The following is a 26738-nucleotide window of genomic DNA, read 5'->3' as shown; positions in this document are numbered from 1 at the left end:
TTTTATCAACGGCAAAAACTGGAGCAGGCTGCAAGGATGGTAATGGAGAAAGAGCCGAAGGTGCAATCCACGGCCATCAGGCAAATGAGGGAGGAAATAAAGAAATTACTTTGATATTCCTATTTTGGCTGAGTTGTATAAATACCTAATAAGGAAAGTTTAACAAAAAAAGAAGAGTAAAAATGAGCTTTATTCAATTATAATATTTTTATTTGCCTTTAAAACAAGAATAACATGACTATGAAACTACACATATTGGCTTATGGGCTGGTGCTGGCCACTACAATGGCAGCTTGTTCTGATGAAAAGAAAGATTCTAAGGAAAAAGAAGGTGTGGAAACTGTATTGCCCTCATTACCCAATGAGGTGACGGTAGTACCGCTGGAAAAACGAGTGTTCAATCATGAACTAATCAGTAATGGAAAAGTGACGGCAAAGGATTATGCCGACCTGTATTTCCGCACTGCAGAAGTGGTAGCCCACGTTTGGGTGAAAAATGGAGATGTGGTGCGTAAGGGGCAAAAAATAGCCGAACTTGATTTGTTTAAGCTGAATAATACGTTGGCTCAGCAGAAGAATGGACTGGCCCAGTCTACACTGGAGATGCAGGATGTATTGATAGGACAGGGGTATGCACCCGACAACTTGAAAGCTGTGCCGGCCGATGTATTGGAATTGGCAAAAGTAAAAAGTGGTTATGAGCAAAGTAAAGCCCAATATGAGTCTGCCAAATATGATGTGGAACAAGCTACGCTGGTGGCACCCTTTGATGGCGTTGTCGCCAATCTTTTCGAAAAAGAACATAACATCCCAAAAACATCTGAAGCTTTTTGCCGGGTGATTAACGCCGGTACGATGGAAGTTGATTTCACTGTGCTCGAAAGTGAGCTGCCTCTGATTAAGGTAGGGGATAAAGTGGAAGTGACTCCTTATGCTTCCGCTGCCGGTGTACGTCAGGGAAATATCAGTGAAATCAATCCGCTGGTGGACGAAAACGGTATGGTGCGTGTAAAGGCGCGGGTGAATGGAGGCAATAAACTTTTTGACGGAATGAATGTCAGAGTCAGTGTGAAGCGTTCGGTAGGAGAGCAGCTGGTGATTCCTAAAACGGCTGTTGTCCTGCGTTCGGGTAAGCAGGTGGTGTTTACACTGAAAGATGGTAAGGCTATGTGGAACTATGTGCATACCGGACTGGAAAATATGGAAGAATATACTATCACAGACGGTCTGGAGGAAGGAATGGAAGTGATAGCTACCGGTAATGTAAATTTAGCACATGAAGCTCCGGTCAAGGTAATTAAGAATTGAGAATTGTCATTCTGAATGAATTGAAGAATCTGAAAAGAATTAATAGATGGTAAAGTTCTTATTACAACGTCCTATAGCCGTGCTGATGGCGTTCACTGCCTGTTTTATTGTCGGGCTGGTGACGTACTTCTCATTGCCAGTATCTCTGCTGCCTGATATCGCTATTCCCCAAATTACCATTCAGGTATCGGGGGAAAACTCTTCGGCGCGTGAACTGGAGAATACGGTCGTTACACCGGTCCGCAGACAATTGTTGCAGGTGGCCGGATTGAGAGAAATAAAAAGTGAGACTCGTGACGGTGCGGGTATTATCCGCATGGAGTTCGAGTTTGGTGTCAATACGGATTTGGCGTTTATAGAGGTCAATGAAAAGATTGATGCTGCCATGAACAGCCTGCCCAAAGAGGTGGCGCGTCCTAAAGCAATAAAGGCTAGTGCAACTGATATTCCGGTGTTCTATCTGAACATGACACTGAAGAATGACCGGCCTTATGAGGGCACGAATGAGCAACAGTTTCTGGATATGTGCGAATTGGCGGAAAATGTGGTTAAACGCCGTATCGAACAGTTGCCCGAAGTGGCAATGGCAGATATTACGGGGGTTCCCGGGAAACTGCTTCAGATAGTTCCCGATAAAGATAAACTGGCCATGACGGGTATCACGGTGGAGGATATCGAGAATGCATTGGCTTCCAATAATGTGGAGCCGGGAAGTATGCTGGTAAGAGATGGGTATTATGAATATAATATCCGTATCGCTACGCTGCTCCGTACTCCGGAAGATGTGAAGAATATCTATATTCGTAAGGGAGACCGTATTTTGCAATTGAAGGAACTTTGCAAAGTGGATGTCGTCTCACAAAAAGAAAGCGGGCTCTCCGTTGCCGGAGGTAAAAAAGCGGTGACCTTGGCTATCATAAAGCAGAGTGACGAGAATATGGATGAAATGAAAGAGAAGTTGAAAGAAACGACCGATTATTTTGCTTCTCTTTATCCCGATATTGAATTCAGTGTAAGCCGTAACCAGACGGAATTGTTGGATTATACCATTTCTAACTTGCAACAGAATTTGTCTTTAGGTTTCTTGTTTATTTTCATTGTTGCCATATTGTTTTTGGGCGATATCCGCTCGCCGTTGGTAATCGGTATCAGCATGGTGACTTCTATTGTCATTACTTTTTTCTTCTTCTATTTCTGTCATGTCTCGTTGAACGTCATCTCATTGTCGGGCTTGATTTTGGCTGTGGGTATGATGATTGACAGCTCCATCATCGTGACGGAGAATATTTCTCAGTATCGGGAGCGGGGATATTCATTGAAGCGGTCATGTGCTGTGGGAACTACGGAAATGATTACTCCGATGTTGAGTTCGTCACTGACGACCATTGCCGTCTTCCTGCCGTTGATATTTATGAGCGGTATTGCAGGTGCTATCTTTATGGACCAGGCTTTTTCTATCACAGTGGGATTGATGATTTCGTATGTTACCGGCATCATGCTTTTGCCGGTGCTTTATCTGTTATTTTACAGAGCAGGCATACGGAGCAAGAGCTTCTTGTCCAAGAGATTTGATAATCTGTTGAAAAATGAATGGCTGGAGGGTTTTTATGATAAAGGTATCGATTGGGTATTTTCTCATAAGAAGATTAGCCTGTTGGGTACTTTGGCCACTTTGCCAGTCTGTGTGTTCTTCTTCTATTTTATGGAAAAGGAAAGGATGCCGGAGATAGATCAGAATGAATTGATAATGCGTATCGAATGGAATGAAAACATTCATGTGGACGAGAATAACAGAAGAGTGGACGAGTTGATGAAACTGACGGATGGTAAGGTGACTGAGCATACGGCCTACGTGGGTATGCAGGATTATATATTGAATGGAGGAAGTGAGTTGTCTTCCACTGAAGCGGAGCTTTATTTTAAGACCGGGACACCGACAGAAATACTTCCATTGCAGGATTTGCTGACAAAAGAAGTGGAAGAGAAATATCCTTTGGCAGTGGTCTCTTTTTCTCCCCCCGAAACTATTTTCGAGAAGTTATTTGTAACAGGAGAGGCAGATATCGTAGCTGAACTTCATGTTGCCAATAAATCAAAAGCTCCCGAAGCCGAGCAGTTACAGCAATTGGAAAAGGATGTTATTCAAGCAACGGGAATGACACCGACAGGTATTGCTTTCCGTAATCAGTTGAACTTGGTGGTGAACCGGGAAAAGTTGTTGTTGTATAACATAGCCTATGAAGAGCTTACCAGAGTGTTGCGCACAGCTTTTAAAGAAAATAAAGTATCTACCTTGCGTTCTTACCAGCAATACTTGCCCATCGGCATTGCCGGAGAAGAAAAGAGTGTAAACCGTATTCTGAATGAAACTTTGGTTCAAACGTTGCCTGATAAGAATAGACAGGTGAATTATATTCCGCTGAGCGAGTTGGTGTCTATTGTCCCGGCAGAGGATTTGAAGAGCATTACGGCCGGTAAGAATGGGGAATATATTCCGTTGAGTTTTTATGATGTTGAAAATCCGACACGACTTATGAAGGAGGTGAAGGAAACAGTTAAAGAAAAGAATGAATGGGAAGTTGATTTCTCAGGTAGTTTCTTCTCGAATGAAAAGATGATGGGCGAACTGACTGTCATTCTGTTTGTGTCACTTTTATTGATGTACTTTATCTTGTGCGCACAGTTCGAGAGTTTCTTGCAGCCACTCATTGTGTTGTTGGAAATACCGATTGACACAGCCTTTGCTTTGATTACCTTATGGGCGCTTGGGCATACGCTGAACCTGATGTCGGCCATTGGTATCATTGTAACCTGCGGTATTGTGGTGAATGACTCTATTTTGAAACTAGACACCATTAATGAGTTACGCAAGGCGGGAGTGCCTTTGGTTGAGGCTATCCATACTGCGGGTAAAAGGCGTTTGAGAGCCATTATCATGACGTCATTGACTACTATTTTTGCAATGGTGCCATTGTTGTTTACTTCGGATATGGGGTCGGAATTGCAAAAACCATTGTCTATTGCCATGATTGGTTCGATGGTAGTGGGAACATTGGTCAGTTTGTTCATTATTCCTTTGATATATTGGTTTATTTATAGAAAACATGACAAAAATGAAGTACGTTAGTATATGGATTATAGGGTGTCTTTTATCGCTTGGAGCAAAGGCACAGCAGACGGTGAAGCTGGATTTGCAACATACGATAGAGATTGCGAATGACAGTTCGTTGTCGGCATTCAGATATCAGAACATGTATTTATCGGGTTATTGGGAATTCAGAACGTATAAGGCGAATCGTCTTCCCAGTCTGACGCTCGATTTGACTCCGGCAAAGTATTATCGCTATATCACTCAGCGTTATGATTCAAATGAGGATATGGACGTATATCGTGAACAGCAGATGTTCAGTGCCGGTGGTGGACTGAGTATTAGGCAGAATTTGGACTGGACAGGCGGTACCTTCTATATAGATTCCCAACTCGACTTTATGCGCAACTTTGGTGATACGAAGTCTACTCAATATTCCAGTGTGCCTATCCGGGTAGGTTATCAGCAGAGTTTATTGGGGTATAATGCATTTCGTTGGGACCGTAAGATTGAGCCGTTGAAATATGAAAAGGTAAAGAAACAATTCATTTACAATACGGAAACGGTGTCAGAAGAGGCGGTCACTTACTTCTTTGCATTGGCGATGGCTCAAGCCGACTATCAATTGGCTAAAGAGAATGTGGTCTCCAGTGATACCCTGTACAGCATCGGACTGCAACGTCATAAAATAGCAGCCATTTCACGTGCCGATTTATTGACTCTTGAATTGGATAAAGTAAATGCGCATAACACATTGGAAAATGCACAGATTGCACTGAAGCGTGCCATGTTCTCATTGGCCTCTTTTCTGAATCTGGATAAGAATACGACTATCGAATTGTCTTTGCCCGGCCGCCCTTCTGCAATGGAGATTCCGGTAGATGTGGCTTTGGCTAAAGCAAAAGAGAACAATCCCTCTTTTCTGGAACAACGCCAGAATATTTTGGAAGCGGAACAGAATGTGAACAAGACTAAGGTGGAATCTCGTTTTAATGCCAGCCTGAATGCCAGTGTCGGATTCAATCAGGTGGCAGATAAGTTCGGGGATGCCTACCGCCATCCTCTGCAACAGGATTTGGTGTCGGTGAGTGTTTCTATTCCATTGGTGGACTGGGGAGTAAGAAAAGGAAAATACAACATGGCAAAGAATAACCTGAATGTGGTAAAGATTGCCGCACGCCAGGAAGAGCTTAGTGTGGAAGAAGAGGTTATAATGACTGTAAGTGATTTTAATATCCAGCAACGCCTGATTACCAGTGCCGAAGAAGCATTGGACTTGGCGGTAATGGCCTATGAACAGACACGGCAACGCTTTATTATCGGTAAAGCGGATGTGAACAGTCTGACTCTTTCGCTAAACCGCCAGCAGGAAGCGCAGAAGAATTATATTTCAGCTTTGCAGAATTATTGGTTGAATTATTATAAGATACGGAAACTGACATTGCACGACTTTGCTTCGGGATTTTCATTGTCTGATAAGTTTGATTTTAATGTAGGTATGTATCGATGAGCAACTCTCGTACTTTCTCTTCGTTTACGCTGATAGTAACTTTTGTTTGTTTGGCGTTGATAGGTTTGGCTTTGGTTCCGTTATTACCGGTCAAACTGGCGCCGTCGCGTGTCTTGCCGGGGCTGACTATTTCATTTAGGATGCCGGGTAACTCATCACGAGTGATAGAGGCTGAAGTGACCAGTAAACTGGAATCGATGCTGGCAAGGGTAAACGGAATAAAAAATGTAATATCTACTTCCGACAATGGAAGAGGAAGCATAACACTGGAACTGGATAAGCATGCGGATATTGATGCCGCTCGTTTTGAGGTGTCAACCATTATCCGCCAAACGTGGGCGCAACTTCCTGACGGAGTAAGTTATCCTCAGATTAGTACCCGCCGGTCGGATGATAAAGCGTCGCGGCCATTTATGACGTATACTCTCAATGCCCCTTCCAATCCTATCTTGATTCAGAACTATGCCGAGGAGAATATAAAGCCGGTACTGGGGCAATTGGCAGGCATCTATAAGGTGGAGCTGAATGGGGCTACTCCGATGGAATGGCAATTGGAATATGACAGTGAACAGTTGTCTCGTTTGGGGATAACACTGGGAGATGTACAGGTCGCCATCAACCGCCATTACGAAAAAGAATTTCTGGGTATTTGTTCTATAGAGAAAGGTCCGGATAATAAGGATTGGATTCGGGTGGTGCGCACTGCTACAGGTAAGGAAACGGAGTTTGAGCCCGATGTCATTCAACTGAAGGCGGGAGACGGCACGGTGGTCACACTGGATAAGTTGATAAAAGTAAAGCATGTGGAAGAACAACCGCAGAGTTATTACCGCATCAATGGATTGAATTCTATCTATCTTTATATTACGGCCGAAGAAACGGCCAATCAGTTGGAATTGAGCCGCCAGGTGAAAGAGCGTATGGCGGAATTGCAGGCGAAGATGCCGGCCGGATATGAAGTGCATATCGGTTATGATGCTACAGAATATATCCAAAAGGAGTTGGATAAGATTTATTTCCGTACCGGACTGACTGTACTGATTTTATTGCTGTTTGTCGCATTGATAACCCGCAATTTGCGTTACTTGTTTCTGATAGTCACCAGTTTGACTATCAACATATCCGTAGCGGCTATTTTCTATTATACATTCGGACTGGAAATGCAGCTTTACTCTTTGGCGGGTATTACCATATCTCTTAATTTGGTGATAGACAATACGATTGTCATGACCGACCATATTTTGCACCGTAGGAACTTAAAGGCATTTGTCTCTGTGTTGGCTGCTACCTTAACCACCATCGGGGCATTAGTCATTATTTTCTTCCTCGATGAAAAGATTCGGCTGAACTTGCAGGATTTTGCAGCAGTGGTAATCATAAATCTGGCCGTTTCATTGTTTGTAGCCTTGTTCTTTGTTCCTTCTATGATTGACAAGATTGGCTTGGAGAAGAAAAAGGAGAAGAAGCACAGACGCACTTGGATGAAGCGTTTTGCTGTTTATTTCACCCGTTTCTATCAAGGTTTCATTTATTATCTGTGTCGTTTTAGGGTGATAGCTTGCATTCTATTGGCTTTGGGCTTTGGTTTGCCCGTCTTTATGTTGCCGGAGAAGATGGAAGGTGAAGGAAAATTTGCCGAATATTATAATAAAGTATTCAGTAACTCCACATATAAAGAGAAAGTGAAGCCGATAGTGGACAAGGCACTGGGAGGCAGCTTGCGTCTTTTTGTCGAGAAAGTGTACGAAGGCAGTTACTTTAATCGTGATGAGGGGGAAGTGGTGCTGTATGTGAATGCCAATCTGCCTAACGGAAGTACCTTGGAGCAAATGAATGCATTGGTCAAGAAGATGGAGACTTATCTGAGTGACTTTAAAGAGATTAGGCAGTTCCAGACATCTATATATAGTGCACGGCAGGCAAACTTACAGATTTATTTTACGAAAGAAGTGGAGCACAGTGGATTTCCTTATACATTGAAGTCTAACATTATCAGCAAAGCTTTGACATTGGGAGGAGGAAGCTGGGGAGTATATGGCTTGCAAGACCAGGGTTTTAACAATGATGTGCGTGAGAGCGCGGGAAGTTTCCGGGTGAAGATGTACGGATATAATTATGATGAGTTGGCCTATTGGGGAGACCGCTTGAAAGAAAAACTTTTGGAGCATCGTCGAATAAAAGAGGTGATTATTAATTCGGAATTCTCATGGTGGAAGGACGATTACAGTGAATTCTATCTTGACTTGAACAGGGAAAGGATGGCCAAGGAGAATATTACGGCTACACAGTTGTTCAATGCCTTGGGCCCTGTGTTCGGACGTGATATTTATTGCGGAAGTGTATTGTTTGAAAATCAGGCAGAATGGTTGAAGTTGTCTTCCATGCAGGGGCAGAAATATGATGTATGGGGGTTGGTAAATGTTCCTTTGATGATAAACGGACACTCTTATAAATTGGCGGATTTTGCAACGGTAGAGAAAGGACAGTCTCCACAGAAGGTGGCAAAAGAGAACCAGCAGTATCGTCTGTGTCTGCAATATGAATACATCGGTTCTTCCGAGCAAGGAAGGAAACTGTTGAAAAAGGATTTGGAAGCCTTTAATAAGATATTGCCGATGGGATATACGGCGGAAGATGAGCAGGAACAGTGGTCATGGGGAAAGAAGGACAATGCACAATATGCATTGCTCTTAATAGTGATTGCGATTATTTTCTTTACCACCAGCATTTTGTTTAATTCACTCAAGCAACCGTTGGCTATCATTTTTGTGATTCCTATTTCGTATATTGGCGTATTTTTGACGTTCTATCTTTTTGGCTTGAACTTTGACCAGGGTGGGTTTGCATCTTTTGTACTATTATGCGGTATAACGGTGAATGCAAGTATTTATATTTTGAATGAGTATAACTCCATTCGCAGACGTTATCCGTTACTGTCGGATGTGCAGGCGTATACTAAAGCATGGAATTCAAAGATTATCCCTATTTTCCTGACTGTTGTGTCTACCATTTTAGGGTTTATTCCTTTTATGATTGGTCAGGGAAAAGAGGCCTTTTGGTTTCCGTTAGCAGCCGGAACGATTGGTGGGTTGACAGCTTCTATACTTGGCATTTTCATGTTCTTGCCTATATTCTCTTTAAAGAAACAGAAAAGAAGAATTAAGTCGGAAAGAATAAAGAGATAAAAATGATGATGGTTATAACTCGTAACTTATTGTGATGGAGAATAAAAGTATTCAAGAAGTTGAAATATTGTTGGTACAGTGTGATAATTCAATTTATGCTGATGAAGTAACCGATGCATTGTTTGCATCAGGTATTACTTCTTATCGGCATGATGAAAAGCAATATGGGCATCATGGAGCTCACGGTCCCAATGAAGGCATTGCAATCTATGTGTCTAAAGACAATTATGACCAGGCTGCAAAAATAGTTTCAATAATTGAAAGTCAGCGAAAGGCACAGTCGGTCTGTTGGTGTCCGAAGTGTGGTAGCGAAAATATTGTCAGTATCACTCCGTATCTTAAACACCGAACAGCCATATCAATGTTTATTCTATTTTCCTTGCTTATTGCAGGCTGTTACTTTTTAACTCCTTTAAGTAATGTTTTTTCTTCTCCTACAGTGTCAATGCTTATGATTGCGATATTGCTTATCGCTCTTATACTTTTTATTTTAGGTACTAGCAAGCGTTGTAATGTGAATCGTAGATGTAAAGACTGTGGACATCGTTTTTGTAGATGAGCTGTTTTGTTTATATCGAGTTTCTTGATGTTGTGATGAGTTGGCTTTTCCCAATGATTGATTGTTGTTATAATATTCCTGTTGGATAAGAAGTGCGTGCGCTCTATACCCTGAAGATTTTTTCAGGGTTGTAAAAATCATTACGTTTATTCTTTAGTCTAACCTATACGTCCGTATGGGGCTACACATACGTATGTACATTTTTCCTTGAACGTTTATTTAGATACTAATATCGCTGAATTGGTATGAATCGGAAAGATTAGTATAAAATTATTTGGTGGTATTATCGGGTAATTGTAATATTGTATACGCTTAAGCTTATTATAAAAAACAAAAAGTTATGTATATGGTAGAGAAGAACAACAAGTTGACATGTTGTAAAGTGCTTGGTATGTTGTTGATAATCCTATGTATTTGTGTCTCTTGTGGTCATAAAGAGGTGAGAACAGCATTGGATATGGCAGAAAAACAAATGTGGGATGAACCTGATTCTGCTTTAAAAGTATTAGAGTCTATCACTATGCCGGAAGCTTTGGAGGGAAAAGAGCGGGCAGATTATGCATTGCTGTTAACACAAGCGCAATATCGTTCCAACATTATCGCCACTTCGGATTCATTGATTAATATCGCTGTCGAATATTATCAGGATAAAGATGTAGAAAAAAGAACAGCCTCATTGTTATATAAAGGGGGAGTATTAAAAGATATGGGTAAGGATGAGGAAGCTATGTTGGCCTATAAAGAAGCGGAAAGCTATATTCCGAGAATAAAGGATAATAGGATTACTTCTTTTATTTATACTGGGTTAGGTTATTTGAATCAAAAGCATGATAATTATGGTTTAGCTGTCTCTTATTTTAAAAAGGCAATTTTGATAAATACACATGAGTGTCAGTTAGAGTGGAAAGCTAGTAACTTAATGAACGTAGCCAATATAGAATATTATTGGGGAAATAAAGATAGTGCAAAGTTATCTTATTCTGATTTATTGGAAATTGTTCCATCTGTAGATTCTGCTCTTCAATCTAAAATCTATTATAATATAGGAGCATATTTAGGAAAAGAGAAACAATGGACAGAAGCGGAACAATATTTAAAAAAGGTTTTAAGAGGGAAAATACATAAAGCCAATTATAAAACATTGCTTTTGCTAGCTGATATATATTCAAAAAAAGGATATCGGGAAAAGGTAGATAGTTTATGGCAGTGTGCTTTAGATAAATCGGATTTGGAGATAAAAGCTAAAATATATTATTCATGGTATGTTGAGGCTTCTCAAAAAAACGACTATAAGAATGCATTGTTTAATTTATCGAACTTTATATCATTGACGGACTCTATACGTAATCGTGTGAATCAAGTTGAATTATTGGCAATGCAAAAGAAATATGATCGGGCTGTTTTGATAAATAAGAATGCGGAAATACGTAATCATTGGTATCTTACTATCTTAATTTCTATTACCACAATAATCATATTGATTGGAAGTATCTATCTGATACTTATTATTAATAGAAGGAATAATAAAAAGTTATTATTACGGAATATGCAAGAAAAGGCTGAATTGCAGGCAAGGATTGATGCTAATCAAATAAAAATAGCAGAAGATGATACCATGCATAATGGGGAGAAAGAAAAATTGCAGTTACAAATTGTGCAGCTGGAAGCTGAAAAGAAGCAGAAAGATGTCAGTATTCGTAGATTGGAAATTATTTGTAAGTCGAAAGATAAAGATATCCCGCTGGAATATATTGAAGCTTTGGAAGTGATAATGAAATTGAAATCTAAAGAGCTTCCTTCTTATGACCCGGCTGTAGATAGAGAGAAGCTACATATCTGGTTAGACTTGGTTTATAATAATTTTGCCAGTCGATTATTGGAGAGATATCAGTTGACAGGGAGAGAAAGAGATGTTTGTTATTTAAAGGCATTGGATTTTTCTGATGATGAAATCTCTGATTTGTTAAAGATACAGTTGCGCTCAGAAGAACGATGGATTTATCGTATATGCGAGAAATTTGGATTTTCTAAAGGTAGTAAAGATGATTTTACCACCTATATATTAGAATTGAGAGAAATACGGTAGGTGTTTTATTCAAGTTTTGTCGCAAAAAAGCTTGTTCTTTTAATGTATATTATTGATAATCAGCAAAAGCTTATGTCGCAAATCAATGGGATGATTATTTGGATGATGGGAAAATGCTCTCTAAATTCGCAGTTGTTATAAAACCATTTGTTATGAAAAACGTATTAATGACTTGCTTTTTTATGCTGTTGAGTGTGTCTGCATGGGCACAAATATATGAGATCCCTAAAGATATCGATTTTAAGGGAACTTTTGAAATGGATGACCTCCGGTCTGCTTCTTTCCCTGTAGAAGCTTATCTTCAAGGTACACAAGTTACCATTACTTTTTATGTTGACCTTTCTGATGCTACAGTGACGGTTGCATCAGAAGAAAACAATCAAGAGATGGAAGAGCGTACTATTTCATTTATTGATTCTACTCCTGAAGTTTTTAATATAAGTGGTTATTCAAAAGGCACTTATATTATAACTATAACGACACCGCGAGGTACGTACCTAAGTGGCACATTTAAAATAGAATAGCCACGAAGTGAAACATGTAAGCTCATCATTGCTTCTCTTCATGTTTCTCTGTCTGTTTTGTGCTTGTAAAGAGACAGAAAAGGAGAAGAATACACGTTTGGTTAAAGAGTGGGAAGGGAAAGCATTGGCTTTTCCTTCCTATTCGACTTTTACTATTCAGGGACGTGATACCGTGCATTTTACTTTTCCCCATTCTGAATATAAGATTGTAACCTATGTAGACTCCTTGGGCTGTAAGGAGAATGAATTTCATTTCGACCGTTGGAAAACGTTTATCCATGAAGTTGACTCTTTGACGGGAAATGATGTGTTTTTTGTCTTTTACTTTAATACAAAAGATAGGGATAATCTGTGCAACATAGCAAAGCGTAATCATTTTATTTACCCTGTCTGTGTGGATGAAACAGATTTGTTTAACCATCTCAATCAATTTTCAAAAGAACTGCATACGCAGACTTTTCTGTTAGATGAGGCAGACCAAGTGATAACGATGGGCAATCCTATAAATGATGTGGAAGTGAAAGAAAAATATATGAAGATAATGGCCAATGTCATGGAATAGTTTGTATGGCCGATTGGAAAAAGTAGAAAGAAATCCCAATTTTATAAAGAGGAATAAAATAAAATGTCTTACTTTGCAGGTCAATAAACATTCTAATACTTACATATCATGTTAACTCAAATTATCAATGGTAAGATATTTACCCCACAGGGTTGGCTGGACGAAGGTTCGGTGTTGATGCGGGATAATAAAATACTTGAAGTTACTAACTGCGATTTAGCACTGATTGGTGCTAATCTGATTGATGCCAAAGGCATGTATATTGTCCCCGGATTTGTATGTATGCATGCTCATGGAGGCGGTGGTCACGACTTTACAGAGTGTACGGAAGAGGCATTCCGCACAGCAGTCAAAGCACATCAGAGACACGGTGCCACCAGCATTTTCCCTACATTGTCATCTTCTCCTTTTTCAGAGATTCGTAAAGCCGTAAGTGTATGCGAAAAGCTGATGGAAGAAAAAGACAGTCCGGTATTGGGACTTCATGTGGAGGGGCCTTACCTGAATCCTAAGATGGCAGGTGAGCAGTTTGCCGGTAAGGTGAAAAATCCGGATAAAGAAGAATATACCTCATTGTTGGATGAAACCAATTGTATCAAGCGCTGGGATTCATCTCCCGAACTGCCGGGAGCTTTGGAGTTTGCCGGCTATCTGAAATCTAAAGGGATAGTGGCTGCTGTTTCCCATACCGAGGCTGAATATGACGGTATCAAAGCTGCTTATGAAGCCGGATATACTCATGCGGCCCATTTTTATAATGCAATGCCGGGATTTCATAAACGCCGTGAATATAAATATGAAGGAACGGTGGAGAGTGTCTATCTGACAGATGGAATGACCATCGAACTTATTGCTGACGGTATTCATTTGCCTTCTACTATTTTGCGGTTGGCTTATAAACTGAAAGGGGTGAACCATACTTGTCTGGTGACTGATGCGCTGGCTTATGCCGCTGCCGAGGGAGTTGAAATCACTGATTCGAATGTAATTATCGAGGATGGCGTATGCAAGATGGCAGACCGTTCTTCACTGGCAGGAAGTATTGCTACAATGGATGTATTGGTACGTACGATGGTTAAAGCCGGCATTCCTTTGGGCGATGCCATTAATATGGTTTCGGAAACTCCGGCACGCATTATGGGAGTAGATGACAGAAAAGGGTCATTGCAAAAAGATAAGGATGCCGATTTGTTGATTTTAGACCATGACTTGAATATCCGTGCTGCATGGGCAATGGGTAATCTGATAGAAGTAACGAATACATTGTTCTAAATATACTCTTTAAATAGTTTGGGGAAGATGTTTAAACAGTTCGAAGTAATTGTTTAGGCATCTTTTTTTAGTTTTAGTAGTCGTTATCAATGGGAAAATTGCTACATTTGCAATTCGTAGAATTGAAAACCCAAACAATAAAATCGATATGGACGAAGCGATTAGACAAGATGTGAAGAAAGCCTGTGAGGTTATGCAGAAAGGCGGGGTAATTCTTTATCCTACTGATACCATCTGGGGAATAGGTTGCGATGCAACTAATGCAGAAGCTGTGAAGCGTGTATATGACATAAAGAGACGTGCAGACAGTAAGGCGATGTTGGTACTGGTAGACAGTTCGGTGAAAGTTGATTTCTATGTACGGGATGTGCCTGCAGTTGCATGGGACTTGATGGATTATGCTACCAAACCGCTGACTATTATCTATGACGGTGCTCGTAATTTGGCCGAAAACCTGTTGGCGGAAGATGGTAGTGTCGGTATTCGTGTGACAAGTGAAGAATTCTCTAAGGAGCTCTGTTTCCGCTTTCGTAAAGCAATAGTCTCTACTTCGGCAAACATTAGCGGCCAGCCTTCACCTGCCAATTTCAGTGAGATAAGTGAGGAAGTAAAACAGGCGGTAGACTATATTGTCGGTTATAGACAAGATGAAGTCGGACATCCGAGACCTTCCAGTATTATTAAGCTGGGTAAAGGAGGAGAAGTGAAGATTATAAGAGAATAAGAAAGAATGGATGCTATAATAGAAGATAAGAAGAGTTTATTGCAGCGCTTTATTTTGTGGCGCGAACAAAGGATAAAGGAAAAACATTTCATTCTGATACTGAGCTTTTTGGTTGGTATCTTTACTGCGCTGGCAGCCTGGTTCCTGAAATTTCTGGTGGAATGGATTAAGGAGTTCCTGACAGAGAATTTTGACTCGACAGGGGTGAACTGGTTGTATTTGGTGTATCCTGTGGTGGGTATCTTTTTGACCGGCTTATTCATTCGTTATATTGTGAAAGATGATATCAGCCATGGTGTGACAAAGATTCTTTATGCCATTTCGCGGCGTCAGAGCCGTATCAAGCGGCATAATACATGGTCATCCATGATTGCAAGTGCCATTACCATCGGTTTTGGTGGGTCGGTGGGGGCTGAGGCACCTATCGTGCTGACCGGTTCTGCCATCGGTTCCAATTTGGGCAGTGTCTTTAAGATGGAACATAAGACGCTGATGCTTTTGGTGGGATGTGGTGCTGCAGGAGCAGTGGCCGGTATTTTCAAAGCTCCTATTGCCGGATTGGTATTCACCTTGGAGGTTTTGATGATAGACTTGACGATGGCTTCTCTGTTGCCGTTGTTGGTGTCGTGTGTGACGGCCGCTACGGTTTCTTATATCCTTACCGGTTCGGAAGCTATGTTTAAATTCCACATGGATGAGCCGTTTCTAATGGAGCGTATCCCATCGGCCATCTTGTTGGGTATTGCTTGTGGATTGGTTTCCCTGTATTTTACCCGTGCCATGAATTCGGTGGAAAATGTATTCCGTCGTTATAATAGTCCGTATGTGAAACTGGCTATCGGCGGTATCATGCTAAGTATCCTGATTTTCCTTTTTCCGCCTCTTTATGGTGAAGGATACGATACGATTAACTTATTGCTCAACGGGGTATCCAATCAGGATTGGGATACGGTGATGAATAACTCAATCTTTTATGGATATGGCGGTCTGTTGCTGATTTATCTGGCATTGATAATTCTGTTCAAAGTCTTTGCATCTAGTGCTACTAATGGCGGTGGCGGTTGTGGCGGTATTTTTGCCCCCAGCTTGTTTTTGGGATGTATCACCGGATTTATCTTTGCCCATTTCTGTAATGAATTTCATTTGGGTCCGTATATTCCGGAAAAGAATTTTGCATTGTTGGGGATGGCAGGATTGATGTCGGGGGTGATGCATGCACCCTTGACGGGTATTTTCCTGATTGCAGAGCTGACCGGAGGCTACGATTTGTTTTTACCTTTGATGATGGTGTCTGTCAGTTCTTATCTTACTATTATGGTGTTTGAACCGCATAGTATTTATTCCATGCGTCTGGCTAAAAAAGGGGAGTTGCTGACTCATCATAAGGATAAGGCTGTATTGACGTTGATGAATATCGAAAGCGTAGTGGAAACAGACTTTGAGAAAGTCCGCCCCGATATGGATTTGGGTGAAATGGTAAAGGTCATTTCGCAGGCAAAACGTAATTTATTTCCTGTTGTGGATGTGAATGGAGAGTTGCTGGGCATCGTGGCATTGGACGATATCAGAAACATTATGTTCCGTCAGGAGTTATATCATCGTTTCAAGGTAGAAAAGTTTATGGTATCACCTGCCGCCAGAATCTATGTCAATGATTCGATGGAAGAAGTTATGAGGAAGTTTGATGATACGAAGGCTTGGAATCTTCCTGTGATAGACGAGGCCGGCAAATATAAGGGATTTGTTTCTAAGTCGAAGATATTCAACTCATACCGTCAGGTTTTGGTGGATTTTTCTGCAGATTAATAGTTATAAGTATGGAAAAGAAAGATTTGAAAATTGTATATATGGGTACTCCCGACTTTGCGGTAGAGAGTCTCAAACGCTTGGTTGAAGGAGGTTACAATGTAGTGGGTGTGATAACGATGCCCGACAAACCGATGGGGCGTCACGGAAGCGTGTTGCAGCCTAGTCCTGTAAAGCAATATGCAGTTTCGCAGGGATTGCGCGTGCTTCAACCGGAAAAGTTGAAAGAGGAATCTTTCGTCGAAGAACTGCGCTCATTGCAGGCTGACTTACAGATTGTGGTGGCATTCCGAATGTTGCCCGAAGTTGTTTGGAATATGCCTCGTTTGGGAACGTTTAATCTTCACGCTTCTTTATTGCCGCAGTACAGAGGGGCGGCTCCCATCAATTGGGCAGTCATCAATGGAGATACTGAGACGGGCATAACCACTTTCTTTTTGAAGCATGAAATTGATACCGGCGAAATCATACAGCAGGTGCGTGTGCCTATTGCCGATACGGATAATGTGGGAATTGTGCATGACAAACTGATGATGTTGGGAGGGGAGTTGGTGCTTGAAACGGTAGATGCTATTCTTGCCGGTACGGTGAAGGCTATCCCGCAAGAAGAACTGATGCAGGCGGAAGCGGAATTGCGCCCGGCTCCTAAAATCTTTAAGGAAACGTGTCGAGTAGACTGGAGTAAAGGCGTGAAAGAAATCTATGATTTTATTCGCGGTTTATCTCCCTATCCGGCTGCATGGACAGAACTGTATATGGGCGGGGCCGGCAAGCAGGTGATGAAGATTTATGAGGCTGAGAAAATCTTTTGTCAGCATGATATGCAGATAGGGGAGATTCGTACAGATTTAAAGACTGATTTCCAAATAGCGGTGAAAGATGGTTTCATCAATATATTGTCTTTACAGCTGGCAGGAAAGAAGCGTATGCACGTTGCGGATTTCTTAAGAGGTTACAGGACAGCTAATGACAACCGTGTAGAGTAAGATTTATCAGCAAAACGCGGATGGAAAATAAAAAGGCGCAGGATGGCATTTGCCGGCTGCGCCTTTCGTTATAATAAATAAGGCATTATATTATAACGGTCGTTTAGTTTTTGGGTTGAGGTTATGGTTTAGATATTAAAATTCAGACTTTTCTTATTGTTGTTCATCGTTACTTCTACGATATCTGTTCCATTCTTAATAGTTCTTGTTTTTATCTTAAATCCCTTCAATGTACCTTCTTTAAATCCCGGCATATTCTCTAATGTGAATGAAACATAACCACTGTTGGCATTGATTTGCAGGTCACCGGCCGCATCATGGCGCAGCTCGGCACTCAAATATCCCTGTGCGTCAGGCCGGGCATCTTTGGCAATGACCAAGTTGATGGTGTGTGCTATGAGTTGGTTACCTCCGTTTAAAATGGTGTAACGTAAGTTGAGATGCGCTTTGCTTATGCTTTGCCCGCTAATGTCAATCGGGTCTGCACCATAATCTTTCGTATTATTTTCTTCTAAGAGAACAGGTTCTTTGGTCAGCACTTTATTTACTTGAATAATAGTAATATAAGGAATGTTGTCGGCACCTATACTCTGAGGTATGGTAGAGTATGTATAAAATATGCGTTGCCCTTTTTGGTTCATCTTATTGTCAGACAAGATTTGCGGGTTGGCTATATAAGTATATCCGTTCAAGTCGGTATCAATCAAAGTACTCCCCGACAAGGTAATGGGATTGACAATGATGGCCATGTCTGCATTATAATTATCTATACAGTTTTGTATATCATCTATGTCTTCGTCTTGACTGCATGCTTGTGTCATGCAGACTACAATCGACAGAAAGAGTAGGACTGCTATATTCTTTATATGCTTCATTTCATTATTCCTTTTTGAGTGTTTCTATGGCATAAATGTACAGACTGCGTGTTTACTGCTTCTAGAAGTGTTAAATCTGCTTAAGCAAAAAAATATGCTTCATTAATGCAGTATTTTTGCAGTCTCATCATTTATAGAATAAAATAGTGTCACAAACAATGAATGAAACAGAGTTGGTCAAACGATGCGGTAAGGGAGATAACCTTGCTCGCAAGCAGTTGTATGAGCGTTATGCCGGACAATTGATGGCTATCTGTGTTCGTTATATTGGTGACAGAGAGACGGCACAAGATGTTTTGCATGATGGTTTCTTGAATATCTTTCGTTCTTTCGACAAGTTTACCTACAAAGGAGAAGGGTCACTCAAAGCATGGCTTGCACGTGTGATGGTAAATGAAGCTTTGGGCTATTTACGCAAAAAGTCTTCGGCCAATCAGGAAGTTGTAGTGGAAGAGTTGCCTGACGTGGTGGATGGGGACGATGATACAATGGAACAGATTCCCCAGTCTGTATTAATGCAGTTTATAAAAGAATTGCCGGAAGGCTACCGAACCGTTTTTAATCTATACGTATTTGAAGAGAAAGGACACAAAGAGATAGCTCAGATGTTGGGAATAACGGAGCATACCTCTTCATCGCAATTGTATCGTGCCAAAAGTTTACTTATAAAGAAGATTAATGATTATAGAAAGAGGATATAGGAATGGAAGAGAAAGATAAATGGATAAAAAATTTACGCCATCGGATGGAGGACTATTCCGAACCGGCTCCTGCTGATCTTTGGAATCAGTTGGAGAAGGAGCTTAATGGTACTCCGAAGATTATTCCGTTGTGGCGTCGCTGGCAGGCAGTAGCAGCAATTGCCGTGCTGGTGGTCATATCGTCAGTGACCGTATGGTTTTGGCATTCTCCTTCGGCAGAATATATAGAAAGAAAATCTGTTGAGGTTGCGTCTCTCCCTCCTTCGGCGGATATGGAGGAGGTAATTCCTGTCCGTCCCTCAGTGACACATATCGTTCCCTCAGTGGCATTGGCACAAAACAAAGCGGGCCGTGTGGAGGCTGTTATGCAGAAAGCTGTATCTGCATTTAATAATAATGAGGCGGTGACTGAAAAAGCGGTAGAAGAGAAACAAACCGAGACAACGGAAAAAGAAGAGAAAGAAACGAAACAGGCAGTAGGAGAGAAGCCCAAGCAGAAACCGATTGCAAAATCTGCCGGACGCAATAATTATTATGCCTACGCTGCATCCCGGAAGACAAGAGACAGGAAGTGGTCGGTCGGCATTTCCACCGGTAACGTTCCTTTTTCTTCCAATATGAATTATTCGGGATACGGAAGTCTGGCACCATTGAATAAAGGACCGAAGAAAAATTCACCTTATGCTTCTTTGGAAGCCAGAGGTGAGGTGACCGAGCCTGTTTATTTTGCTAATCTGAATGCCGATAATAGTACAAAGGTGGAGCACCATATGCCTGTCACATTCGGTGCGTCTCTTCGTTTTGAGTTGGATGAGAAATGGGGCATTGAGACAGGGGTGACGTATACTCTGCTTTCCACTGACTTACGTTCCGGTTCTCAAGATTCTTATTTTGAAGAAGAGCAACGCTTGCATTATGTCGGAATTCCTTTAAAGGTAGACCGCCGTTTGTGGAGCAGTAAACGCTTTGAGGTCTATGCTTCGGCCGGGGGAATGGTTGAAAAGTGTGTTGCGGGCACGATGCACAAGGTGGGTATTGTGAATAAGCAGGACAAAGACGCAACAAACGAAAATATTCATGTGAAACCATTGCAATGGTCGTTGTCGGCTGCTGCCGGAGCACAGTTTAAGATTACAGATAAGGTGGGCATTTATGCTGAGCCCGGTGTGGTTTATTATTTTGATGACGGCAGTAATTGGCAGACCATTCGTAAAGAGCATCCTTTTAATTTTAATATTCAATTGGGAGTGCGGTTTACTCTGAATAAATAATTTCACTGCTAGCCGGCAGAATAAGGGTGCGCGTACGCATTTTCTACACATACGTACGCATCGGTCTACACGTACGTATGCATCAGCCTACACGTATATACGCATCGGTCTACACGTACGTACGCATAAGCCTGCACGTATATATGTGTGAAGTGTGCCTTACCGGTCAAGTGGCCAACTGTAAGATTATGATTGAGGAAAATTTAAACAGGCTTCATGTAATATTTGCAATTTTACCGGATATTCGTAAGTAAACACATTTTTTTGTCGTACCTTTGCAACATATATGCTAAGAAATAAGAACAGTGAATTATGGCTAAACCTCTAATATCCCCTTCTTTACTGTCTGCCAATTTTGCTAATCTGCAGGCAGACATACAGCAAATCAATCGCAGTGAAGCTGATTGGTTGCATATTGACGTGATGGACGGCGTGTTTGTACCTAATATTTCTTTTGGGTTTCCCGTATTGAAATATGTAGCAGAACTGACGGAAAAACCGTTGGATGTGCATTTGATGATTGTCAACCCTGAGAAGTTCATAAAAGAAGTGAAAGACTTGGGCACCATGATGATGAATGTACATTATGAAGCATGCATACATTTGCACAGAGTGGTGCAGCAGATAAAAGATGCAGGCATGAAAGCGGCTGTAACACTTAATCCTTCTACTCCTGTTGCTATGTTGGCGGACATAATCTGTGATGTGGATATGGTTTTGCTGATGAGTGTAAATCCGGGATTCGGAGGTCAGAAGTTCATTACACATACATTGGATAAAGTGAGAGAACTGCGCGAGCTCATAGCCCGTACCGGTTCGCAGGCTTTGATAGAAGTAGATGGAGGAGTGAATCTGGAAACCGGTAAGCTGCTGGTGGAAGCCGGAGCGGATGTCCTCGTGGCGGGAAATGCGGTATTCAAAGCTCCTGATATGGGAGAAATGATTCATAAGTTGAAGAATCTTTGATTATCCGGCGGTGCGATTATCTTCGGCTTTGAAGCCTTGTTCTATATTCCGGCTGACCATTCCATTGGTAGTCGGAATTTTTTTATCCGACACTTACTTTCGGTCTTTGAATTTACTGTCCATGCACTTTGGGGTGATGGCTGTGCTTTTTGCCGCTCTTCTGTGGATGCTGAAGACAAGCGCTTACCGCTATCGGTGGCTTTTTGGAGGAACGGTCGGTCTGTTTCTGCTGGTTTTGGGAAGTATGGTGACACAGATACAGTGGAATCAAGTAAATTGTGAGTGGGTGCCGGAAAAGAAAATGTATCAAGGTGTCGTTTTAGAACCTCCGGTGGCTAAGGAGAAAACGATGGTATGTAAGGTGAAGACGGAGCATAAGCAGATATTGCTATATGTTTATAGGGACAGTTTGTCGCAAGCCTTGCAAAGTGGGGAGCATATCCTGTTCTATAGTGAAATCCATCCTCCGCATAACGCAGGTAATCCGTATGAGTTTGATTATGCCTCTTATTTGTTGCGGAAACAGATTAGCGGTACGGCGTATGTGTATGCCGGATATTGGCATATCATGGACCGACCGCGTGTGCTCAGCGTCAAGCAACAGGCTTTGGCTTGCAGAGATAAAATTGTAGGGTATTATCGGAAATGGGGATTCAAAGGAGAGGAGTTTGCCGTGCTTTCTGCATTGACGGTGGGATATAAGGAAGAGTTGAGTGATGAGTTACGGGAGTCTTATTCGGTGGCGGGTATCAGCCATGTGTTGGCATTGTCAGGACTTCATGTCGGGATACTTTGGTTTCTGTTAGGGTGTGTATTGCGGCCGTTTTGCCGTAATCAGACAATGCGTATTCTGAGATGGATAGTTGTCACGCTGTTGTTATGGAGTTTTGCTTTTGTGGCAGGGCTGATGCCCTCGGTGGTGCGTGCCGTTATCATGTGTATGTTGGTCGAGCTCAGAGCGCTGGGACGGAGAAGGGGACAACCTCTGGATATATTGGCAATAGCTGCATTCTCTATGCTGCTATATTCTCCCTTCTATTTGTTTGATGTGAGTTTTCAACTCTCTTTTATGGCGGTCTTGGCTATTTCGGTATGTTATACAGAATTGCACCGGCTGTGGTTTATCCGCAACCGTGTCTTGAGATATGTCTGGGGAATAGCAGTAGTGTCTGTGGCGGCACAATTAGGTACGGCCCCATTGGTGATGTACTATTTTTCCGGTTTCTCTCTTTACTTTTTATTGGCTAATCTGCTGGTTGCACCATTGATTCCTATTATTATTTATTTGGCATTGCTGGCTTTTGTCTTTGCACCGGTCGCAGGACTTCATCATTACATTCTGTTTGTGCTGGAAGAAGTTATTAAATGTTTGAATTGGGGTACATGGACTATCAGCCGATTGCCTTCGGCCTTTATTGATTCGCTGTATTTGTCTTCGTTGGAAGTATGCTTGTTCTACGGGCTCTTCATACTGGGCCTGTACTATTGGGCTAACAGGTGCAGAAGAGCGTTGATCAGGGTATTTGCAGGAATAAATGTGATTCTGGCACTATTGTTCTATATTCATTTGCCTCATACAACCACTCCTTCCATAGTGTTCTATAATCTGTATAATTGTGCTGCCGTCCATTTTATAGAGGCGGACAATTCCTCTTATTTATATTCAAACCGGAAGGACAGCACCTATGTTTATATGGAAAACATCGGCGAAACCTATTGGAGACGCGAGAAAATGCCGACACCCCGTCTGCTGTTGTCCGACTATGAAGACAAGAGGGTATGGAGTCATGAAGGGATTGTCCATTGGAAAGGCATGAATATTTGTATGGTGACTGATGGGTATTGGCACAACAAGTCCGCCACAAATCTGTTGAATATTGATTATATGTATCTGTGTAAAGGATATAAAGGAAAGATTGCTCCATTGCAAAAACTGTTCCGAATAAAGAAGATAGTCTTGGATGCCTCACTCAGCGATTATAAATCAAAAGCCTATAAAGAGGAGTGTAAGACCTTGGGTTTGGATTATATTGATATTTCAGAGAAAGGTTCTTTCCGGATTCTTCTGTGAATAAAGAATAAATTTGTATTTTTGCCATTTCAAAAGAAAAGAAGTATATATGTTATCAAAAGTAATTTCACAAGCTAATATTGACCATGTAGAGAAATGGTTTGAGAGAGCTGAAAAAATAGTAATTGTCACTCATATATCTCCCGATGGAGATGCGATGGGTTCTTCACTGGGGCTATGCCATTTCCTTGAGTCGCAAGAGAAGACTGTGAATGTGATTGTGCCCAATGCTTTCCCCGATTTCCTGCGTTGGATGCCCGGGGCAAAAGATGTCATCCGTTACGATAAATATAAAGAGTTTGCCGATAAGTTGATAGCTGAGGCAGATGTTATCTGCTGCTTAGACTTCAATGTCCTGTCGCGTATTGATGCAATGGCGGATGCTGTCGCTGCTTCAAAAGGGCGCAAGATGATGGTAGATCATCACCTTTATCCCGGCGATTTTTGTCGGATTGTCATTTCTCATCCCGACATTTCCTCTACTTCCGAACTAGTATTCCGTTTGATTTGCCGTTTGGGGTATTTTGAAGATATTACCAAAGAAGGGGCTGAATGTATTTATACAGGAATGATGACAGATACGGGCGGTTTCACTTATAATTCGAATAGCCGGGAAATTTATTTCATCATCGGTGAACTTCTTTCGAAAGGTATAGACAAGGATGAGATTTACCGCAAAGTATATAATACGTATTCCGAAGGACGCTTGCGCCTGATGGGGTATGTGCTTTATGATAAGATGCAGGTCTTTCCCGAATTTAATTCGGCATTGATTTGGCTGACGAAAGAGGAACAAGGCAAATTTCAATATGTGAAGGGAGATACAGAAGGTTTTGTGAATATTCCCCTTTCTATTAAGAATGTGCGTTTTTCTGCTTTCTTGCGCGAAGATACGGAGAAAAATATGATTAAAGTTTCTTTGCGTTCGGTCGGTACCTTCCCCTGTAATAAGGTAGCCGCTGATTTTTTCAACGGAGGCGGGCATTTGAATGCTTCGGGAGGTGAGTTTTATGGCACGATGGAAGAAGCCATAGACTTGTTTAAACAGGCTTTATTGAAGTATGAAGAGCTATTGTTGGCAAAAAAATAGTTATTTTAGTATAATTGCCTAAAAACAATATAAAAGTTTGCGGGTGATTTATTACTTTTGCCCGAAATTATAACAGAATAAGAATGAAGAAATTAAGTATACTGTTCACATCAGTGTTTCTTTTAGGATTGGTTTTCCAGTCTTGTAACAACGGAAAGACCTATGCTGAGATGAAGGAAGAGGAAAGAGAAGCTATTAAGCGGTTTATTGAGAAGGAAGATATCAAGGTAATCAGCTTTGAGCAGTTTCAGGAACAAGACTCAACTACGAATGTTAAGGACAATGAGTTCGTTCTTTTCTCAGACAATGGTGTGTATATGCAAATTGTGGAAAAAGGAAATGGGGATGTTCTGAAAGACGGACGTTATGAAGTGCTGGCCCGTTATGTAGAAGAGCAGATAACGGCAGATGGAACAGGCGACACTTTATCTTTGAATACCATTGGTAATCTTGCACCACACCCCGATGAATTTATGTTGACTAAGTCGGGAAAGAATTTTTCGGCCTCTTTCACTACAGGACAAATGGCCTCTGTATATAGCAGCACGTTTGTTCCCAGTGGTTGGCTGGTTCCGTTTAATTATATCAGGGCCGGTCGCGAAATATCCGGCCGCGCAAAAGTAAGATTGATTGTTCCCCATAGCGAGGGACAAAAGAACGCTTCTGCTTACGTTTATCCTTGTTACTATGAAATAACTTATCAATTAGGACGATGACACTAATTAAATCAATCTCAGGTATCCGTGGCACTATCGGTGGCCATGCGGGGGAAGGTTTGAACCCGCTGGATATTGTAAAATTCACATCAGCTTATGCAACGCTGATACGTCAAACAACGACTGTAAAGAGTAATAAAATTGTAGTAGGACGCGATGCCCGCATCTCCGGTGAGATGGTAAAGAACGTGGTATGCGGAACCTTGATGGGAATGGGCTTCGATGTGGTAAACATCGGTTTGGCTTCTACTCCGACAACCGAATTGGCTGTCACTATGGAAGGTGCGTGTGGAGGTATTATTCTGACTGCGAGCCATAATCCCAAACAATGGAATGCCCTGAAACTACTGAATGAAAAAGGTGAGTTCCTGAATAAGGAAGAAGGAAATGAAGTCCTTCGTATTGCTGAGGCTGAAGAATTTGATTTTGCCGATGTAGACCATTTAGGAAGCTATCGTGAAGACAATACTTACAATCAAAAGCATATTGACAGTGTGTTGGCATTGAAGTTGGTTGACGTGGAGGCTATCCGCAAGGCTGATTTCCATGTAGCTATTGACTGCGTAAACTCTGTAGGAGGAATTATTCTTCCCGAATTATTGGAACGTCTTGGTGTGAAACATGTAGAGAAACTATATTGTGAACCGACGGGGAACTTCCAGCATAATCCCGAGCCTCTTGAAAAGAACTTGGGAGATATCATGGGGCTGATGGCAAAAGGCGGTTGTGATGTGGCTTTTGTTGTTGACCCTGACGTTGACCGTCTGGCTATGATTTGTGAAGACGGAAAAATGTATGGTGAGGAATATACATTGGTAACCGTTGCCGATTATGTATTGAAACATACTCCGGGAAATACAGTTTCCAATTTGAGCTCTACTCGTGCTTTGCGTGATGTAACCCGCAAATATGGTTGCGAATATAATGCTTCTGCCGTAGGTGAAGTAAATGTGGTAGCGAAGATGAAAGCCACAAATGCAGTAATCGGTGGTGAAGGTAATGGTGGAGTTATCTATCCGGAAAGCCATTGCGGACGTGATGCATTGGTAGGTATTGCATTGTTCTTGAGCCATCTGGCACACGAAGGAAAGAAAGTGAGCGAACTGCGTGCTTCTTATCCTCCTTACTTTATTGCGAAGAACCGTATCGACCTGACTCCTGAGACAGATGTGGATGCAATTTTGGCGAAGGTGAAAGAACTGTATAAAGACGAAGAAATCAATGACATTGACGGTGTGAAGATTGACTTCCCCGATAAATGGGTGCACTTGCGCAAGAGTAACACCGAACCGATTATCCGTGTTTATTCGGAGGCATCTACTATGGAGGCTGCTGATGAAATCGGACAAAAGATTATGGACGTTGTTTATAGCTTGGCTAAATAAGAGATAATATAGTCCCTATATGCATTTGCCATATCAGGAAGGTGAACAAAATC

The 26738-nt window shown here is 41.6% G+C and carries 20 protein-coding genes; 19 read left to right on the top strand and 1 reads right to left on the bottom strand.

What is annotated here, in order from left to right; all coding sequences use genetic code 11:
* Positions 1-240: 240 nt before the first annotated feature.
* The 12 genes from IR173_RS15765 to fmt all read left to right on the top strand — a co-directional run bounded on the left by IR173_RS15765 (position 241) and on the right by fmt (position 17610).
* Complete coding sequence (locus IR173_RS15765) at positions 241-1308, top strand: efflux RND transporter periplasmic adaptor subunit (protein ID WP_237040474.1); 1068 nt, start codon at positions 241-243, stop codon at positions 1306-1308.
* Positions 1309-1354: 46 nt separating this feature from the next.
* Positions 1355-4435, top strand: a complete 3081-nt coding sequence (locus IR173_RS15760; RefSeq protein ID WP_237040471.1) for an efflux RND transporter permease subunit — start codon at positions 1355-1357, stop codon at positions 4433-4435.
* Complete coding sequence (locus tag IR173_RS15755; RefSeq protein ID WP_237040470.1) at positions 4422-5906, top strand: TolC family protein; 1485 nt, start codon at positions 4422-4424, stop codon at positions 5904-5906. The genes IR173_RS15760 and IR173_RS15755 overlap by 14 nt, the downstream gene beginning before the upstream one ends.
* Complete coding sequence (locus IR173_RS15750) at positions 5903-9091, top strand: efflux RND transporter permease subunit (protein WP_237040469.1); 3189 nt, start codon at positions 5903-5905, stop codon at positions 9089-9091. The genes IR173_RS15755 and IR173_RS15750 overlap by 4 nt, the downstream gene beginning before the upstream one ends.
* A gap of 34 nt (positions 9092-9125) precedes the next feature.
* Entirely contained in the window at positions 9126-9650 is a 525-nt protein-coding gene (locus IR173_RS15745) for a hypothetical protein (RefSeq protein ID WP_237040468.1), read from the top strand.
* A 346-nt stretch (positions 9651-9996) separates the two neighbouring features.
* Positions 9997-11736, top strand: coding sequence for a tetratricopeptide repeat protein (locus IR173_RS15740; protein WP_237040467.1), 1740 nt, complete (start codon positions 9997-9999; stop codon positions 11734-11736).
* Between the two features lie 152 nt (positions 11737-11888).
* Positions 11889-12260 carry a DUF3244 domain-containing protein gene (locus IR173_RS15735; RefSeq protein WP_237040466.1) on the top strand — a complete coding sequence of 124 codons (372 nt, stop codon included), beginning with the start codon at positions 11889-11891 and terminating at the stop codon, positions 12258-12260.
* 7 nt (positions 12261-12267) lie between these two features.
* A complete protein-coding gene (locus IR173_RS15730; RefSeq protein ID WP_237040465.1) occupies positions 12268-12822 on the top strand; it encodes a hypothetical protein in 555 nt (184 codons plus the stop codon).
* Between the two features lie 108 nt (positions 12823-12930).
* The gene (gene nagA / locus IR173_RS15725) at positions 12931-14094 is read left to right on the top strand and encodes an N-acetylglucosamine-6-phosphate deacetylase (protein ID WP_237040464.1); all 1164 of its coding nucleotides are present in this window, start codon (positions 12931-12933) and stop codon (positions 14092-14094) included.
* 148 nt (positions 14095-14242) lie between these two features.
* Entirely contained in the window at positions 14243-14818 is a 576-nt protein-coding gene (locus IR173_RS15720; RefSeq protein WP_237040463.1) for an L-threonylcarbamoyladenylate synthase, read from the top strand.
* A 6-nt stretch (positions 14819-14824) separates the two neighbouring features.
* Positions 14825-16624 carry a chloride channel protein gene (locus tag IR173_RS15715; RefSeq protein ID WP_237040462.1) on the top strand — a complete coding sequence of 600 codons (1800 nt, stop codon included), beginning with the start codon at positions 14825-14827 and terminating at the stop codon, positions 16622-16624.
* A gap of 11 nt (positions 16625-16635) precedes the next feature.
* Positions 16636-17610, top strand: coding sequence for a methionyl-tRNA formyltransferase (fmt, locus tag IR173_RS15710; RefSeq protein WP_237040461.1), 975 nt, complete (start codon positions 16636-16638; stop codon positions 17608-17610).
* A 128-nt stretch (positions 17611-17738) separates the two neighbouring features.
* On the opposite strand, the gene IR173_RS15705 is transcribed toward fmt, so the two are convergent.
* Positions 17739-18485, bottom strand: coding sequence for a NigD1/NigD2 family lipoprotein (locus IR173_RS15705; RefSeq protein WP_237040460.1), 747 nt, complete (start codon positions 18483-18485; stop codon positions 17739-17741).
* A 158-nt stretch (positions 18486-18643) separates the two neighbouring features.
* Between IR173_RS15705 and IR173_RS15700 the strand changes: the two genes are divergently transcribed.
* From IR173_RS15700 to glmM, 7 genes are all read left to right on the top strand, one after another.
* The gene (locus tag IR173_RS15700) at positions 18644-19186 is read left to right on the top strand and encodes an RNA polymerase sigma factor (RefSeq protein WP_237040459.1); all 543 of its coding nucleotides are present in this window, start codon (positions 18644-18646) and stop codon (positions 19184-19186) included.
* A gap of 2 nt (positions 19187-19188) precedes the next feature.
* Positions 19189-20457, top strand: a complete 1269-nt coding sequence (locus tag IR173_RS15695) for an outer membrane beta-barrel protein (RefSeq protein WP_237040458.1) — start codon at positions 19189-19191, stop codon at positions 20455-20457.
* A gap of 312 nt (positions 20458-20769) precedes the next feature.
* Positions 20770-21423, top strand: a complete 654-nt coding sequence (gene rpe / locus IR173_RS15690; protein ID WP_237040457.1) for a ribulose-phosphate 3-epimerase — start codon at positions 20770-20772, stop codon at positions 21421-21423.
* 136 nt (positions 21424-21559) lie between these two features.
* Positions 21560-23494: a ComEC/Rec2 family competence protein gene (locus IR173_RS15685; protein ID WP_237040456.1), complete on the top strand. Its 1935-nt coding sequence runs from the start codon at positions 21560-21562 to the stop codon at positions 23492-23494.
* Between the two features lie 49 nt (positions 23495-23543).
* Positions 23544-24584, top strand: coding sequence for a DHH family phosphoesterase (locus IR173_RS15680; protein WP_237040455.1), 1041 nt, complete (start codon positions 23544-23546; stop codon positions 24582-24584).
* An 83-nt stretch (positions 24585-24667) separates the two neighbouring features.
* Positions 24668-25300: a DUF4827 domain-containing protein gene (locus tag IR173_RS15675; protein WP_237040454.1), complete on the top strand. Its 633-nt coding sequence runs from the start codon at positions 24668-24670 to the stop codon at positions 25298-25300.
* Positions 25297-26685, top strand: coding sequence for a phosphoglucosamine mutase (gene glmM, locus IR173_RS15670; RefSeq protein WP_237040453.1), 1389 nt, complete (start codon positions 25297-25299; stop codon positions 26683-26685). The genes IR173_RS15675 and glmM overlap by 4 nt, the downstream gene beginning before the upstream one ends.
* The last annotated feature ends 53 nt before the right edge of the window (positions 26686-26738 follow it).

The sequence above is a fragment of the Phocaeicola faecalis genome (assembly GCF_021730445.1).
Taxonomy (GTDB): Bacteria; Bacteroidota; Bacteroidia; order Bacteroidales; family Bacteroidaceae; genus Phocaeicola; species Phocaeicola faecalis.
This window is presented reverse-complemented; position numbering and strand designations above follow the sequence as displayed.